Genomic DNA, 16,460 nt, shown 5'->3' on the forward strand with positions numbered 1-16,460 from the left:
GGGATACCTGGATGCTACTCCGGCCGGACCGTCCGGAGGCGCCGTCGCGGCGGGCCGCTCGTCTCGGAAGCATCACTCCGCAACCGCCATCGAGATCGTCCCGAAGCCCGGCAGGTCACGACCCCGCCACCCGGCGTCCGCCTGCCGGCACCGTCACCCCTGGTGACCCGCACCGGCGACGAGATCGACAACGAGATCGGAATCGGTGGCCGCTCGTACCTGTTCGACGGCCACATCGGGCGCGAGTTCGCGCAGCCGGAGCGTGCCGTCGTCGATATCGATCACGGCGAGGTCGGTGATGATCCGCTGCACCACCCCCTGGCCGGTCAGCGGCAGGGTGCATTTCTCGACGATCTTGGCCCCGCCCGCGCGGTCGGTGTGTTCCATGAGGACGATGACACGGCGGGCGCCGTGCACCAGATCCATGGCACCGCCCATTCCCTTGACCATCTTTCCCGGAACCATCCAGTTCGCGAGGTCGCCCGTGCGCGAGACCTGCATCCCCCCGAGGACAGCGGTGTCGATGTGCCCGCCGCGGATCATGGCGAACGACAACGCCGAATCGAAGAAGGCCGCACCGGCATCGACCGTCACGGTTTCCTTTCCCGCATTGATCAGGTCGGGATCGACCGCATCCACGGTGGGATAGGGCCCGGTCCCGAGGATCCCGTTCTCCGAGTGCAGGACGACCCGCACCTCGGGCGGTAGATGGTTCGGAATCAGCGTCGGCAGACCGATACCCAGGTTCACGTATTCGCCGGGACGCATCTCCGCCGCGGCCCGTCGCGCCATCTGCTGCCGGGTCCAGCTCATACTGTTGCCTCCTGCACGGTCCGTTTCTCGATCCGCTTGTCCTGCGGCCCGGTGCAGACGATCCGCTGGACGAACACACCGGGCAGATGGATCTGCGAGGGATCCAGTGCACCGGGTTCGACGAGTCGCTCCACCTGGGCGATGGTCACTTTCCCGGCCATGGCCGCGAGCGGGTTGAAGTTCATCGCGGTCTTGTCGAACACCAGATTTCCCTCGGTATCACCCGTGACAGCGTGCACCAGCGCGAAATCGGCGCGGATCGCCTCCTCCAGGACGAAGCGTCGACCGCGGAATTCGCGCACTTCCTTGGGTGGCGAGGCCACCGCCACCGATCCGTCGGACCGGTACCGCCACGGCAGCCCACCCTCGCTGATCGGGGTGCCCACGCCGGCCGGTGTGTAGAAGGCCGGTATTCCGGCGCCGCCGGCTCGTAACCGTTCGGCCAGGGTGCCCTGCGGAGTGAGTTCGACTTCGAGTTCCCCGGCCAGATACTGCCGGGCGAACTCTTTGTTCTCTCCCACGTAGGACGCGGTGACTCGCGCGATCCGTTTGCCCGAGAGCAGGATGCCGAGTCCGTAGTCGTCGACACCGCAGTTGTTCGAGTAGACCTCGAACCCGGTCGCCGGACCCGCGGCGATCGCGGCGATCAACGCGTCGGGGATACCGCAGAGACCGAAACCGCCGACGGCCAGTGTCGCGCCGTTTCCGATATCGGCCACGGCCGCGGCGGCCGATGCCGCCACCTTCGCGCTCATCGGGCGGCCTGCTCAGCGGGCCGGATCCGGCCGCGGACCTCACCGAAGCCGATCCGGGCGCCGCCGGGTCCGGGTGCGGTGGCCGCTATGGCGATCTCGTCACCGTCTTCGAGGAAGGTCCGGTTCTCACCGCCGACCTCGACGGGTTCGGTCCCACCCCAGGTGAGTTCGATGAACGCCCCGCGCTGGTCTTTTCGCTCACCGGAGACGGTGCCGGAAGCGAACAGGTCGCCGGTACGCGCCGCGGCGCCGTTGATCGTGGTGTGGGCGAGCATCTGCGCGGGCGACCAGTACATCTGTGCGTAGGGCGGGCGGGACACCACGTGCCCGTTCCATTCGACGGTCAGTTCGATGTCCAGACCCCATTTCTCGTTGCCCCGCAGGTAGGGCAGCGGTTCCGGATCCTGGACCGGGGTATCGACCCGGGCGGTTTCGAGGGCGGCCAGCGGCACGACCCACGGCGAGATCGAGGTCGCGAAACTCTTCCCGAGGAAGGGCCCCAGCGGTACGTACTCCCAGGCCTGGATATCGCGGGCCGACCAGTCGTTGACCACCACGACGCCGAAGACGTGCTCGGCGAATTCGTCCGGGGTGACGGCCGTACCGGGCTCGGACGGGACACCGACGACGAAACCGATTTCGGCTTCGATATCGAGACGCTGGGAGGGCCCGAACGACGGCACCGGGTCGGCGGGTGGTTTCCGTTGGCCGCAAGGGCGGACGATATCGGTTCCGGACACGATCACGGTGCCGGCCCGGCCGTGGTATCCGACGGGCAGATGCTTCCAGTTCGGCATGAGCGGCGCCGCGTCGGGCCGGAACAGCCGGCCCAGATTGGTGGCGTGTTGTTCGGATGCGTAGAAGTCCACATAGTCGGCGACCTCGACGGGCAGGTGCATCGTGGCATCGGCGAGGTCGATCACGGCGGTGGCCGGTAGCTCGCCCCGGACCGCTTCGGCGATGCGGGCCCGGGCGTCCGCCCACGCCTGTGGGCCGAGGGCCATGAAATCGTTGAGTGTGGGGTGTGCGAAAACCTCGTCGCCGAGCGCGGCGGCCAGGTCGACGATCTTGTCGGCGACCCGGACACCGACTCGCGGTGCGGTTCCGGCGGTGGAGAACACGCCGTAGGGCAGGTTGTCGATCCCGAACGGGGAGTCGGCGGGGATATCGATGACGGTCATGAAGTAGGACTTTCGGGGACAGGCCGCAAGGCGGCCGGGAGCAGATTCAGATCCACCGATTCGGTGAGCGGGTCGGCGATACTGCAGGTGCCGAAGGAACGGAACGCGGCCCGCACGGCTTTCTCCTCGGCCTCGCCCAGCGCGGCCAGCTCGGCGGCGACAGCGGCTCCGTTCCGGTTCGCCAGTACCGCTTCCAGCGCGCCGGTATCGGCGCCCGCGAGCGCCAGATGCGTCGCGAGCAGCAGATTGAGGAAACCGTGCTGCTCGAATCCGGTGGCGGGGTCGGTATTGCGTATCGCGTGGTGCAGCCCGGCGGTCGCTTTGAACGGGATTCCGGCGGCGACGGCCGACCGCAACGCCCCCGCGAGTTCCCGCTCGTCCGGATAGGCTTCGGCCACCGTCCCGCCGGTGCGGAACTTCGCCGCGTAGCGCGAACCGGCGAGCCGCGCCAGGAATTCCGGGCGCCGATCGTCCCGTGGCACCTCGACGTACACCTCCAGCCCGGCGGTGCGGGCGGCGAATGCTTCGGTGGCCGCGAAGAATTCGGGTGCCGACAGCTGTTCCGGGACAGCGATCTCCAGGCCCGTGACGGTGAGCCCGTCGATCGCCGCGACCGTGTCCAGGGCCCGCGCGACACTCTGCGGTCCCGTCGGTGCTGTGCAGACGACGGTGAGCGGGCCGGGTTCCGCGGCCGCCAGCTCGGCCAGTCGCGGGATCGGGAAGATCAGCGGACCGACCAGCGCGGCGAAATCGCTGTTCCGATAGCGAGCGTGGGCGGCCAGCGCCTCGGGCAGTGGTGCGTTCCCGGGCGGAAAGAGCGCCGCATCGTCGCAGAGCCCACGCAGGAGGGCGGGGATCACGCGCTCGCCTCCCCCAGCCACGACCACGCGTACCCCGGGTCCTCGCACGCGAGCGCGCCTTCACCCAGTTCCAGCGGCGCGAAGGTGTCCACCATGACCGCGGTCTCCTCGACGTATTCGAGACCGAGCGAACGTTCCATCCCGCCCGGCTGCGGTCCGTGCGCGTGCCCGCCCGGATGTACCGATACCGAGCCGAGGCCGATCCCGGAACCCTTGCGCGCCTCGTAGTCTCCGCCGCAGTAGAACATGACCTCGTCGGAGTCGACATTGGAGTGGTAGTACGGGACCGGGACGGCCAGCGGGTGGTAGTCGACCTTGCGGGGCACGAAATTGCACACCACGAAGCCGTGGCCCTCGAACGCCTGGTGGACCGGCGGCGGTTGATGGACGCGACCGGTGATCGGCTCGAAATCGTCGATGTTGAAGGTGTACGGATACAGGCAGCCGTCCCAGCCGACCACATCGAACGGATGGCGCGGATAGGTCATCCGGGTGCCGACGATGCCGCGCGAGGTGCGGTGTTTGACCAGTACCTCGATATCGGTCCCCGCGGCGAGCAGTACCTCGTCGGGCCCGTGCAGATCGCGTTCGCAGTAGGGCGCGTTCTCCAGGAGCTGCCCGAACCGCGAGAGGTAGCGTTTGGGCGGCGCAATATGGCCGCTCGCTTCGATCGCGTACGCGCGCAGCGGCTCATCCCCCAGCGGGATCCAGCGGTGCGTGGTGGAAGTCGGGATCACCACGTAGTCACCGCGCCGGACCGCGAGCGCCCCGAACACCGTCTCCACCCGGGCCGCACCGGATTCGACGTAGACGATCTCGTCACCGAGGGCGTTGCGGTACAGCGGCGACTCCTCGGCGGCCACCACATAGGAGATACGCACATCGGCGTTGCCCAGCAGCAGCCGGCGGCCGGTGACGACATCGGTATCGGCCCACGAGTCGGCCGGGAACAGCTCGTGCAGTTTCAGATGCCGCGGTTCGAGGGGATGGTTCGGGGTGGTGGTCTGGTCGGGGACCTCCCAGATACTCGAGCCGGAGATCGCCGACGGAATACCGCGGTGGTAGAGCAGCGAGGAATCCGAGGAGAAACCTTCCTCGCCCATCAACTCCTCGTAGTAGAGCCGGCCGCTGTCGTCGCGATGCTGGGTGTGGCGTTTCGGCGGAACGTTGCCGAGTTGGCGGTAGTACGCCATGACCTGCCTCCTCGTGGAAATCAATGCGAATGAGAAGGGGTGGCACGCGGGCGCCGCGCGGGGTCCCGCGCGGCGCCCGGGTGATCAGTCCACCCGTAGTTCGATACCTTTGGTCTCTTCGACGAAGAAGACGGTGCCCAGTGTGAGCAGGGCGCAGAACACGAAGTAGCCGGCGGGCGCCAGCGAGTTGCCGGTCGCGTCGATGAGCCAGGTGGCGATGAAGGGCGCGGTGCCACCGAGCAACATATTGGTGATGTTGTTGCCCAGCGCCAGACCGCTGTAGCGCACCGAGGCCTTCAGCATCTCCACATAGGTCACATACGACGCGCCGTTGACCACCGAGACGCAGATGAACAGCACCGACTGGCCGACCACCGCCTGCCAGGCGCCCGCCCCGGCCATGAGCACGAACATCGGCAGGCCGAGCACCGCCGCGGCGAGACTGCCCCAGAACAGCACCGGTTTCCGGCCGTAGGTATCGGCGAGGTAGCCCGCGATCGGCAGGGTGATCACACCGAGCACCAGTGCGAGCGAGGTGGACAGGAAGGCCAGGGTCGAGGAATGACCGCCCGCGGTCTGCAGATAGGTCGCGGCGTACACCGAGGCGATGTAGTACCCGCCGGTGATGAGCGCACCCAGGAAGACGATCTTGACCACCGAGCCACCGGAGGTGCGCAGCAGTTCCATGACCGGCAGTTTCTTGGTCTCGCCCTTCTCGGCGAGTTCCTCGAACTGCGGGGTGTCCTCCATATGGTTACGGATCCAGATGCCGACGACACCGATCACCACACTGAGCAGGAACGGGATACGCCATGCCCAGGACAGGATGGTCTCCTCGGAGAACACCGAGGTCAGCGTGAGCGCGACCAGGGAGGCGACGAGCGACCCGAGGTAGGTACCGGAGTTCACCATCGAAGTCTGTGTCGCGCGCCAGCGCCGCGGCGCCGACTCGGAGACGAACGCGTTCGCGCCACCGAGTTCACCGCCGGCCGCGAAACCCTGCAGACACCGTGCGAGTACCAGCGCGGCGGTCGCCCAGACACCCAGCGTGACGTAGGTCGGCATCAACCCCATCAATACCGTGGCGATCACCATCAGCAGGATGGTCCACGACAGTGCGCTCTTGCGACCGTACCGGTCACCGATGTGCCCGAAGAAGATCCCGCCCGGCACCCGCAGGAAGAACGCCACCGCGAACGCGGCGAAGGTGCCCAGCAGCGCGGCAGTTTCGTTCTCGGACACGAAGAACAGGGTGGCCACGACGGTCGCCATATACCCGTAGATACCGAAGTCGTAGTACTCGACAACAGTACCGACGATGGCAGCCCGGACGACCTTCACCGACGACTGGCCGCCGGTTCCGGTGTCGGCCGAAGCGGAGCGGTGCGCTTCTTCGGGCATCAGCTCGTTTCCCAACATGTCAGTTACCTTGTGCTTTCGTGCGAGAGAGCGACTCGGCCGCGGCCGCGCGACCGGCGATGCGCCCCATAGTCAATGCGTTGGCGACGGCGTTGCCGCCACCCACATAGCGGAGTCCGAGGACTCCGCCGCCGGCCTCGCCCGCCGCGAACAGCCCGGGAACGGGGCATCCGGCGGAATCGAGAACGGCTGCGGTCGAATCGATTTCGAGACCCGTATGGGTACAGACGAGTTCGGCCGGCAGAATTCGTGCCGCGTAGAACGGCGCCTCGCCGATCGGTTCGAGATTCGTCTCGCTGTGCTTGGCAGCGAGCGAGGTGTGGCGGCGGAAATCGTCGTCGGTGCCGGCGGGCAGCTGGGTGTTCCACCGGTCGACGCTCGCTGCCAGCGCTGCCGCGGGCACATCGATCGCCGTGGCCAGTTCGTCCCAGGTGGCGGCCCGGGCGGTACGCCCGGCGGCGACCTCCTCTTCGACCCGGTCGGGAGTCCAGTCGGTGTAACCGGCCGGAAGCCCCACCCGGGCTTTCTCGTCGAAGATCATCCAGCCGTAGCCGCCCTGCCGGTCGAGGATCCCGGTGGACACCGCGTAGGGGGCGTCCTCGTCCATGAACCGGCGGCCGTCCCGGTTGACGTACAGGCGGGACGCGGGCGGGAATCCGGACTGCCAGTGGTGGTGGCGCTGGAAGTACACGGTGGGCATGAGCAGGCCCCAGCCCTGTCCCGCCAGCGCCGCGCCGACCCCGGCGCCGAAACGCAGATGATCACCCCGGCTGCCCGGCGCGGCGACGACGAACAGCGATTCGCCCGCCGTGCGCGACGCCGGAAAGTAGCGGTCCACGAAGGTGGCGTCCTGCGCGAATCCGCCGCTGGCGACGACCACGGCAGCGCCGCGCATCTCGATACCGTCGGCCACGACTCCCACGACCCGGCCGGCGTCGACCAGGAGATCTTCCACCCGGGTGTTCAGCACCACTTCCACGCCGTGGGCGCGGCGGGCGCGGTCCAGCGCCTGGACCAGGCCGTAGCCCTGATCCTTCGGCACGTGGGCGCGCCACACATCCTCGACACCTGCCCGGGCCAGACCCGGCTGATGGGCGTTTCCGGATTCCACCGCGGGGATCTCCACCCCGAGGCCGATCAATCATTCCAGGGTCGGCGCGGCCTGCGCACAGAAGGTGTGGATCAGCCCCGGCCGCAATATCCACTGGTTGAGATCCATGTAGTGCTGGAAGAACTTCTCCGCCGAATCCTCGATACCCAGTGCGCGCTGCACACTGGTGCCCGCGGCCGTGAACAGACCGGCGGACAGCTGAGTGGATCCGCCCAGTTCCCGTTCCGATTCGAACAGCAGCACCGAGGCGCCGTCCTCCGCCGCGGAGACCGCCGCGGCCAGACCGGCACCGCCGCCGCCGATGACGATCACGTCGAATTCGTCGTCCACTACAGGCTCCCCTCGGTCTCCGCCACGATCCGGTGGTAGAGGCCGTTGGAGACCAGTCCGCCGTCGACGGTGACCTCGCTGCCGGTCATATAGCTCGACCGGTCCGAGAGCAGGTGCAGAACGGCATCGGTGATCTCCTCGACCGCGCCCATCCGTCCCATCGGGATGGACCGCAGCGACGACTCCACGAACCCGCCGGACCCGCTGACCAGAGCGGTGCCCACCAGCCCCGGGTGCACCGAGTTGACGCGGATTCCCCACTTCGCCAGGCCACCGGCCGCCGATTTCGACAATCCGGTCAGTCCCCATTTGCTCGCGGAATAGGCCGGTGAGAAATAGCCGATCTGCCCGGAGATCGAGGAGATGTTGACGATGGAACCGCCGCCGGAGTCACGCATCAGCGGTGCCACCGCCTGCATTCCGTAGAAGGGACCGAACAGATTGATCCGCAGCGTCCGCTCCCAGATCTCGTCCGGGGTGTCCATGAATTCGAGTCGGCGCGAAATACCGGCGTTGTTGACCAGTCCGCCGAGTTCGCCACGGCGGGAACCGATCTCGTCCACCACCCGGGTCCAGTCCATCTGGTCGGCGACATCGAGGGTATGTGAGCTCGCCGAGCCGCCGGCGGCGGTGATCTCGGCCGCGAGTTCGGCGGTATCCACGATATCGGCGAGGCAGACATGGGTTCCGAGCGCGCCCAGCGCCCGGGCATGGGCCGCGCCCATGCCCGCGGCGGCACCGGTGACCAGGACGACGCCGGGATAGGTCGGATCAGACATGGCGGGAACCGCCGTCGACCGCGATGCTGTGCCCGGTGATGTAGCGGGCGCTGTCGGACAGCAGGAACAACAGCGGTCCGAACACTTCCTCGGGTGAGCCGAGACGATGCAGCGGCACCACCTCCAGCGCGTGTGCGAGCGCGGCGGGATCGTCCTGCACCCAGCGGGTCATCGCCGTATCGATATAGCCGGGGGCGATGGAGTTCACCCGGATCCCCTTGTCGCCCAGTTCGACGGCGAGCGATTCGGTCATATGGGCGACGGCGGCCTTGGAGGTGCAGTAGGCACCGCGTCCCTTGCGTACGCGCAGTGCCGATACCGAGGACATGTTGACGATGGCGCTGCCCGGGGCCATGTGCCGGGCCGCGGCCTGGGCGCCGTAGAGCACGCCTTCGACGTTCACCCGCAGGGTCGCGCCGATCTGCTCGGCGGAGATGTCCTCGGCGAACGCGAACGGGAAGATCCCGGCATTGTTGATCCAGAAATCGATCCGGCCGAATTCCGCCACCGCGCGTTCGGCGAGTTTCTCGTGGTCGGCCGGGCTCGTCACATCCGCGCGCATCCCCACGATCCGTCCCGGTTCCGCCGCGAGCGAATGCGCGGCGAGTTCGGCGCCGATCCCCGCGGCGGTGGCGACGACCTGGTCCTCGTTGATGTCGGCGGCGATCACCGATACTCCGCGGGTGGCCAGCCCCGCCGCGAACACCGCGCCCATCCCCTGGGCCGCCCCGGTGACCACGGCGACCTTGCCCGCCATCTCCGGGTAGTGCGCGGTCATCGGTGCCGCGTCGGTGCGCCCGGGGTTGGGCTGTTCGGTGATCGTGCTCATCTGTTCGTCCTCCGAAATCGTGTGGAAATCCGTGCGGGGCGGTGCCGCGGCCTATCGCTGTGGCGCATCGTCACGTGCGACGCGCCGGCGGGCGACCGACCAGCGGCCGTCCGCGAGTTCGAGGCGGTCCTCGATCGTCGTCATACGCACCAGTTGCGCGGCCGCACCCCGCGGGGTGGCGATGATCTGCAGGTAGGCGCCGACCTCGAGGGTCGAGGAGTCCAGCCGCCGGATAGCGATATTCGTGACGACGTGGCGATGCACCTCGTTCGCGACCCGGGCCGCTTCGTCGAACGCGTGCGCGAATTCCGTCAGCGCCGCCGTCCCGGCGATCGGCTCGGGATAGCTCGGCGAACGGAACTCACCGGTCGGTGTGAAGGTGGCCGCCCATTCGGCGGCCCGGCCGTTGTCGATGTGCCCGCTCTGGAAGCCGTACAGCTGGTGGACTGCGGCGACCGTCGCCGCGTCCGGCTGATCGCCGACCGAAACCGTGGTCATCGAATTCTCCTCGACATCATCGCAGAGCCCCTGCTTGCCCCCACCGGCCCATGTGTGCGATAATCGCACTCACTGTGCGATATGAGTGAAGGCTAAGTGTCGCCACTCACAAAAGTCAAGAAGGACGCGATGAACCACAGCACCGCCCCAGAGAGCGAGCGCGCCGCCGGGGCACAGCTCGATTCCGGAATGTCGAAAACGCTGCACCACGGCCTGGAGATCCTGGAAGCCCTGGCCCGCCACCCCCACGGCCTGTCGGTCACCGATCTCGCCGAAACCGTCGGCGTGCACCGCACGGTCGCGCATCGCCTGGTCCGCACCCTGGAGGCGCATCGGCTGTGCCGCCGCGACCACAACAAACGCATCACCCTCGGGGCGGGACTGGTCACCCTCGCCGAGCCGGTGGAACAGGACCTGCGCACCGTCGCGCGGCCAGTGATGGAAGAGCTCGCCGAGCGCACCCGCGCCACCGTCCACCTGGTACTCCGGGAGAGCGAGACGGAGGTGCGCGCGCTACTGGTGGTCGAACCACGCAACGCGCAGGTGCACATCGCCTTCCGGCCGGGCCAGATCCACCCCATAGACCGCGGCTCGGCGGGACTCGCGATACTGGCCGGTCTCCCGGCCGCACCCGGCGAACGGCCGGAGGTCGAGACCGCCCGCGAGCGCGGCTATGCCCTCACCCGCGGCGAGGTCATCGCGACGATGTTCGGTATCTCGGCCCTGGTCCCCCGCCGCCGCGGTGAACCGGAGACCACCATCGGCATCTCCGTCTTCGAGGTCGACGACCAGGCCGCACTCGCCGCCGCGGTCCGCGCGGCCGCCCGGCAGCTGGGCACACTGCTGCACTGATTCCACACGTCGGCCCGGGCCGTGTCCCGCACTACGCGGGTGCGGGTGCCGACCCCGGCCACCAGGGCGGAGGCACCATCGAGACGCTGCCGCGATTTCGCTGGATCGGCGGCTGTAGCGCCGTGTCGGTGGATTGCGACATGCCTTTCGGGTAAGTGTTCTCCGGGTCCATCGGTCACTTCCGACCCGGCCGATGGACCCGCCCGCCGAAAATACGGGCGAGTAGCCCCCGCACGCTGTGCACACAGTGGTCTCGCGGGTGCACACTACGCAGAGCAGAGCCGAAAACGGCTCACCCGCGACCGTGCCCGACCGACGAAGGAGCCAGGGATAGTGTTCAGTCGTATCGCCATCGTGAACCGAGGAGAGGCGGCGATGCGCCTTGTCCACGCTGTCCGGGATCTGGCAGCCGAAACCGGGCAGCCGATCCAGACCATCGCGTTGCACACCGATGTCGACCGGACCGCGACCTTCGTCCGTGAAGCCGATATCGCCTACGACCTCGGCCCGGCGTCGGCCCGCCCCTATCTCGACCTGAAGGCCCTCGAGCGCGCGCTGGTCGCCACCGGCGCCGACGCCGCCTGGGTCGGCTGGGGTTTCGTGGCCGAGGATCCCGCGTTCGCGGAACTCTGCGAGCAGATCGGTGTCACCTTCATCGGGCCCAGCCCCGATGCCATGCGCAAACTCGGCGACAAGATCGGCGCAAAGCTGATCGCCGAAGAGGTGGGCGTACCGGTCGCGCCGTGGAGCCGGGGCGCGGTGGAAACCGTGGACGCCGCGGTGGCCGCCGCGACCGAGATCGGCTACCCGCTCATGCTGAAGGCGACCGCGGGTGGCGGCGGGCGCGGTATCCGGGTGATCAACAACGAGGCCGAGCTCGTCGACGCCTACGAACGCACCAGCCAGGAGGCCGCGCGCGCCTTCGGCAGCGGCATCGTCTTCCTCGAACGGCTGGTCACCGGCGCCCGCCACGTCGAGGTGCAGGTGATCGCGGACGGCCAGGGCACCGCCTGGGCACTGGGGGTGCGCGACTGCTCGGTGCAGCGGCGCAACCAGAAGGTCATCGAGGAATCGGCGTCGCCGGTCCTGCGGCCCGATCAGGCAGCCGAGCTCAAGGCGTCGGCCGAACGGCTCGCGGTCGCGGTCGGTTACCGCGGCGCGGCGACCGTCGAGTTCCTGTACCACCCAGGCGACGAACTGTTCGCCTTCCTGGAGGTCAACACCCGTCTCCAGGTCGAGCATCCGATCACCGAGATCACCACCGGTTTCGATCTGGTGCGCGCCCAGCTGCACGTGGCCTCGGGCGGCCGCCTCGACGGCGAACCCCCGGCCGAACGCGGACACGCCGTCGAAGCCCGGCTCAACGCCGAGGACCCCGACCGCGATTTCGCCCCGTCCCCGGGTCGTATCGCGCATCTGGACCTGCCGGCCGGACCGGGTATCCGCGTCGATACCGGCGTCAGCGAGGGCGACACCATCCCCGCCGATTTCGATTCCATGATCGCCAAGATCATCGCCTACGGCCGTGACCGCGACGAAGCGCTGGGCCGGCTCCGCCGCGCGGTCACCGAGACCCGGGTGATCATCGAGGGCGGCGCGACCAACAAGAGCTTCGTCCTCGATCTGCTGGATCAGCCCGAGGTGATCGACGGCAGCGCCGACACCGGCTGGATCGACCGGGTGCGCGGCGAGGGCCGCCTCGTCTCGCACCGGCACTCGGCCATCGCGCTGGCAGCCGCCGGTATCGACGCCTACGAGGAGGAGGAGCGGGTCGAACAGCACCGGTTGCTGTCCACCGCCTCCGGTGGCCGTCCCCAGGTCCAGCACGACAGCGGCCGCCCGCTCGACCTCAAACTGCGCGGCGCGAGCTACCGGGTGCGGGTCGCCCGGATCGGCGCGCACCGCTTCCGGGTCGGCATCGAGGCCGGGGCCGATATCCGCACCGCCGATGTCGATCTCGAACGCTTCGACCAGCACACCGGTCAGCTCGTGGTCAACGGTGTGCGTTTCCGCCTGATCACCGGTACCCACGGCCCCGTGCACCTCGTCGACGTCGACGGTGTCACGCACCGGATCAGCCGGGACGAGGGCGGCGTGGTCCGCTCCCCCGCCCCCGCGTTGGTCGTGGCCACCCCGCTCGAGGTCGGCGCCGAGGTCGAGGCCGGCGCGCCGGTGCTGGTGCTGGAGAGCATGAAGATGGAAACGGTGCTGCGCGCACCGTTCCGGGCCCGGCTCAAGGAATGCGCGGTCACGGTCGGCACCCAGGTGGAAACGGGCGCACCGCTGCTGCGGCTGGAGCCGCTCGCCGAAGAGGGCGAGGAGACCGAGACCGCGGGCGCGACCGCGTCGGTCGAACTGGAACTGCCCGCCGAACCCGAGCTGCCGCAGTCGCATCAGCGGTTGAATCGTGGTCAGCAGGATCTGCGCAGTCTGCTGCTGGGCTTCGATGTCGACCCGCACGACGACCGCCGGGTGCTCGACGACTACCTCACCGCCCGCCGGGCGGCAATCACGGACAACCGCCGGCCGCTGGCCGAGGAACTCGAACTGGTGCAGGTCTTCGCCGACCTGGCCGAGCTGAGCCACAACCGGTCCTCCGACGACGACCCCACCCCGGGGCATGTCCACAGCGCCCGCGAATACTTCCACACGTATCTGCAGAGCCTCGACGTCGAGCGGGCCGGGCTGCCGGAGTCGTACCGCGCGAAGCTCGCCCAGGCCCTCGGCCACTACGGCGTCACCGAACTGGACCGCACCGCCGACCTCGAGGCCGCGGTGTTCCGGATCTTCCTGGCCCAGCAGCGGCCCGCCGACACGGTCGAGGTCATCTCGGCGCTGCTGCGCGAATGGTTGAACGAACCGGTCCCCGACCGCGTGCTGCGTGAACCCGTCGGTCTGGCATTGGAGCGGCTCGTCGCCGCGACCCAGGTGCGGTTCCCGGTGATCGCGGACCTCACCCGCGGCCTGGTGTTCGCCTGGTACGGCCAGCCGGTTCTGCGCCGCAACCGGGCCCGCGCGTACACCGATGCGCGTAAACACCTCAGCTACCTCGACGCGCACCCCGATTCCGCCGACCGTAAGTCCCGGATCGCCGAGATGGTGAGCGCCACCGAGCCGCTGGTGCGCCTGCTGGGTCAGCGTCTCTCGCGCGGCTCCGCCGACAACACGGTGATGCTCGAGGTGCTGACCCGCCGCTACTACGGCAACAAGGACCTCACCGATGTCCGCACCCGGGAAGCCGGCGGTTTCACCTTCGTCGTCGCCGAACGCAAGGGCGTGAGTCTGGTGTCGGCAGCGGTCAGCTTCGACTCCCTGCCCCAGGTGGTGGCCGGGCTGGGCGAACTGTCGACCGGTTCCGCGTCGATCGAGGCCGATATCTACGTGTCCTGGGAGAACCAGCCCGAGGACTTCGACGCCATGGCGGCGGCCCTGCAGGAGGTGCTCAACGCGCATCCGGTGTCCAACCAGGTGCACCGGATCACCGCCACTGTCGCGGGTAGCGCCAACGCGGTCATGCACCACCACTTCACCTTCCGGCCCTCCTCGACCGGTCTGGACGAGGAGCGGCTCATCCGCGGTCTGCACCCCTACATCGCGCAGCGGATGCAGATGAAGCGGCTGCACAAGTTCGATCTCACCCAGCTGCCGTCCTCGGACAACGAGGAGGTGTACCTGTTCCGGGCCGTCGCCAAGGAGAACCCGGCCGATGAACGTCTCGTGGCGTTCGCCCAGGTCCGGGACCTGACCGCGCTGCGCGACCACGACGGCCGCCTGGTCACCCTGCCGACCGCCGAGAGCACCATCGCCACCTGCCTGGACTCCATCCGCCGGGCCCAGTCGGGTCGTCCGTCGTCCAAGCGACTGCAGACCAACCGCATCGTGATGTACGTCTGGCCGCCGATCGATATCACCCGGGGCGAGCTGGAAGCGATCGTCGAGCGGGTCCGGCCCACGACCACGGGCGCGGGCCTGGAGGAGATCCTGCTGATCGCCCGCCAGCGCGACGCCCGGACCGGCGATCTGGTCAAACTGGGACTGCGGATCTCCTTCGATTCCACCGGCGGCACCGAGCTCATCGTCGGCGAACGGTCCGAGGATCCGGTCGAACCGCTGGACGCCTACCGGCAGAAGGTGCTGCGGGCCAGCAGCCGTAACACGGTGTATCCCTACGAGCTGACCGGTCTGCTCGGCGAATTCGCCGAATACGACCTCGACGCCGAGCACGCGCTGGTGCCGGTCGATCGGCCCAAGGGCCGCAATACCGCGGCGATGGTCGCCGGTGTGGTCAGCACCCCGACCGAACGGCACCCCGAGGGTGTCACCCGGGTGGTGCTGCTCGGCGATCCGACGAAATCGCTGGGCGCGCTGTCGGAACCGGAATGCCGCCGGGTGATCGCCGCACTGGACCTCGCCGAGAAACTGCGGGTTCCGCTGGAGTGGTACGCGCTGTCCTCCGGCGCCCGGATCTCGATGACCTCCGGTACCGAGAACATGGACTGGGTGGCGGCGGCGCTCAAGCGCATCGTCGAATTCACCCAGGACGGCGGCGAGATCAATATCGTGGTCGCGGGTATCAACGTCGGCGCCCAGCCGTACTGGAACGCCGAGGCGACGATGCTCATGCACACCAAGGGCATCCTCGTGATGACCCCGGATTCGGCCATGGTGCTCACCGGTAAACAGGCCCTGGACTTCTCCGGTGGTGTCTCCGCCGAGGACAACTTCGGTATCGGCGGCTACGACCGGGTGATGGGCCCGAACGGTCAGGCGCAGTACTGGGCGCCGAACCTGCACGCCGCGCGGGCCGTGCTGATGTCGCACTACGACCACACCTACGTCGTTCCCGGGGAGTCGGGGCCGCGGCGGGCGCAGACGACCGATCCGGTGGATCGCGATATCTCCGATTTCCCGCATGTCATGGCGGACAGCGATTTCACCACGGTCGGCCAGATCTTCTCCGCCGCCGCCAACCCGGACCGCAAGAAGCCGTTCGATATCCGCACGGTCATGCGGGCGGTCGCCGATCAGGACCACGAGGTGCTGGAACGCTGGGCGGGGATGGCCGACGCCGAGACCTCGGTGGTCCAGGACGCGCACCTGGGCGGTATCCCGGTATGCCTGCTGGGTATCGAGTCCCGGGGTGTGCCGCGGCGCGGTTTCCCGGCCACCGACGGTCCGGACACCTACACCGCGGGCACCCTGTTCCCGCGGTCGTCGAAGAAGACCGCGCGGGCGATCAACGCGGCCAGCGGCAACCGGCCGCTGGTGGTACTGGCGAACCTGTCGGGCTTCGACGGCTCCCCGGAGTCGATGCGCAAACTGCAGCTGGAGTACGGCGCCGAGATCGGCCGCGCGATCGTCAACTTCCAGGGTCCGATCGTGTTCACGGTGATCTCCCGGTACCACGGTGGCGCGTTCGTGGTGTTCTCCAAGACGCTGAACCCGAATATGACCGTGCTCGCGCTCGAGGGCTCGTTCGCCTCGGTGCTCGGCGGCGCTCCCGCTGCCGCGGTGGTCTTCGCCGGTGAGGTCGACAAACGCACCGCGACCGATCCGCGGGTCCGGGATCTGGAGGCCCGCGCCGCGAACGCCTCCGGTACCGATCGCGCGACCCTCACCGCGGAGCTCGACGAGCTCCGGTCCTCGGTCCGCACCGAGAAACTGGGCGAGGTCGCCGCAGAGTTCGACCGCGTGCACGATATCCACCGGGCGGTCGAGGTCGGTTCGGTCGACGCGGTCATCCGCGCCGCTGAACTGCGGCCGCGCATCATCGAGGCCATCGAGGCACGACTGTCGGTCTGATCGCCGTCACCGACGGCATCGCAACGAGCACCGGGTGC

General features: G+C 68.5%; 11 protein-coding genes and 1 pseudogene. 2 read left to right on the forward strand and 10 right to left on the reverse strand.

Features of this window, described 5'->3' with window-relative positions:
* Positions 1-153 precede the first annotated feature (153 nt).
* From ACWCPQ_RS02530 to ACWCPQ_RS02575, 10 genes and pseudogenes are all read right to left on the reverse strand, one after another.
* Complete coding sequence (locus ACWCPQ_RS02530) at positions 154-813, reverse strand: 3-oxoacid CoA-transferase subunit B (RefSeq protein WP_449893852.1); 660 nt, start codon at positions 811-813, stop codon at positions 154-156.
* Positions 810-1,568: a CoA transferase subunit A gene (locus tag ACWCPQ_RS02535; RefSeq protein WP_449893854.1), complete on the reverse strand. Its 759-nt coding sequence runs from the start codon at positions 1,566-1,568 to the stop codon at positions 810-812. Before ACWCPQ_RS02535 ends, ACWCPQ_RS02530 begins: the two co-directional genes overlap by 4 nt.
* Entirely contained in the window at positions 1,565-2,749 is a 1,185-nt protein-coding gene (gene fahA, locus ACWCPQ_RS02540; protein WP_449893856.1) for a fumarylacetoacetase, read from the reverse strand. The genes ACWCPQ_RS02535 and fahA overlap by 4 nt, the downstream gene beginning before the upstream one ends.
* Complete coding sequence (locus ACWCPQ_RS02545) at positions 2,746-3,609, reverse strand: hypothetical protein (RefSeq protein ID WP_449893857.1); 864 nt, start codon at positions 3,607-3,609, stop codon at positions 2,746-2,748. Before ACWCPQ_RS02545 ends, fahA begins: the two co-directional genes overlap by 4 nt.
* The gene (locus ACWCPQ_RS02550; RefSeq protein WP_449893859.1) at positions 3,606-4,802 is read right to left on the reverse strand and encodes a homogentisate 1,2-dioxygenase; all 1,197 of its coding nucleotides are present in this window, start codon (positions 4,800-4,802) and stop codon (positions 3,606-3,608) included. Before ACWCPQ_RS02550 ends, ACWCPQ_RS02545 begins: the two co-directional genes overlap by 4 nt.
* An 84-nt stretch (positions 4,803-4,886) precedes the next feature.
* Positions 4,887-6,203, reverse strand: coding sequence for an MFS transporter (locus ACWCPQ_RS02555; protein WP_449894397.1), 1,317 nt, complete (start codon positions 6,201-6,203; stop codon positions 4,887-4,889).
* Positions 6,204-6,222: 19 nt separating this feature from the next.
* A pseudogene (locus ACWCPQ_RS02560) lies at positions 6,223-7,662 on the reverse strand (FAD-dependent oxidoreductase).
* Positions 7,662-8,441 carry an SDR family NAD(P)-dependent oxidoreductase gene (locus ACWCPQ_RS02565; RefSeq protein ID WP_449893861.1) on the reverse strand — a complete coding sequence of 260 codons (780 nt, stop codon included), beginning with the start codon at positions 8,439-8,441 and terminating at the stop codon, positions 7,662-7,664. The pseudogene ACWCPQ_RS02560 and the gene ACWCPQ_RS02565 overlap by 1 nt, the downstream one beginning before the upstream one ends.
* Entirely contained in the window at positions 8,434-9,270 is an 837-nt protein-coding gene (locus tag ACWCPQ_RS02570) for an SDR family NAD(P)-dependent oxidoreductase (RefSeq protein WP_449893863.1), read from the reverse strand. The genes ACWCPQ_RS02565 and ACWCPQ_RS02570 overlap by 8 nt, the downstream gene beginning before the upstream one ends.
* A 51-nt stretch (positions 9,271-9,321) precedes the next feature.
* Positions 9,322-9,768 carry a nuclear transport factor 2 family protein gene (locus tag ACWCPQ_RS02575; protein WP_449893865.1) on the reverse strand — a complete coding sequence of 149 codons (447 nt, stop codon included), beginning with the start codon at positions 9,766-9,768 and terminating at the stop codon, positions 9,322-9,324.
* 129 nt (positions 9,769-9,897) lie between these two features.
* Between ACWCPQ_RS02575 and ACWCPQ_RS02580 the strand changes: the two genes are divergently transcribed.
* The gene (locus tag ACWCPQ_RS02580) at positions 9,898-10,620 is read left to right on the forward strand and encodes an IclR family transcriptional regulator (RefSeq protein WP_449893868.1); all 723 of its coding nucleotides are present in this window, start codon (positions 9,898-9,900) and stop codon (positions 10,618-10,620) included.
* Positions 10,621-10,953: 333 nt separating this feature from the next.
* On the forward strand, positions 10,954-16,422 hold the full coding sequence (locus tag ACWCPQ_RS02585) for an ATP-binding protein (RefSeq protein ID WP_449893870.1): 5,469 nt from the start codon (positions 10,954-10,956) through the stop codon (positions 16,420-16,422).
* The last annotated feature ends 38 nt before the right edge of the window (positions 16,423-16,460 follow it).

Source organism: Nocardia sp. NPDC001965 (assembly GCF_053594175.1).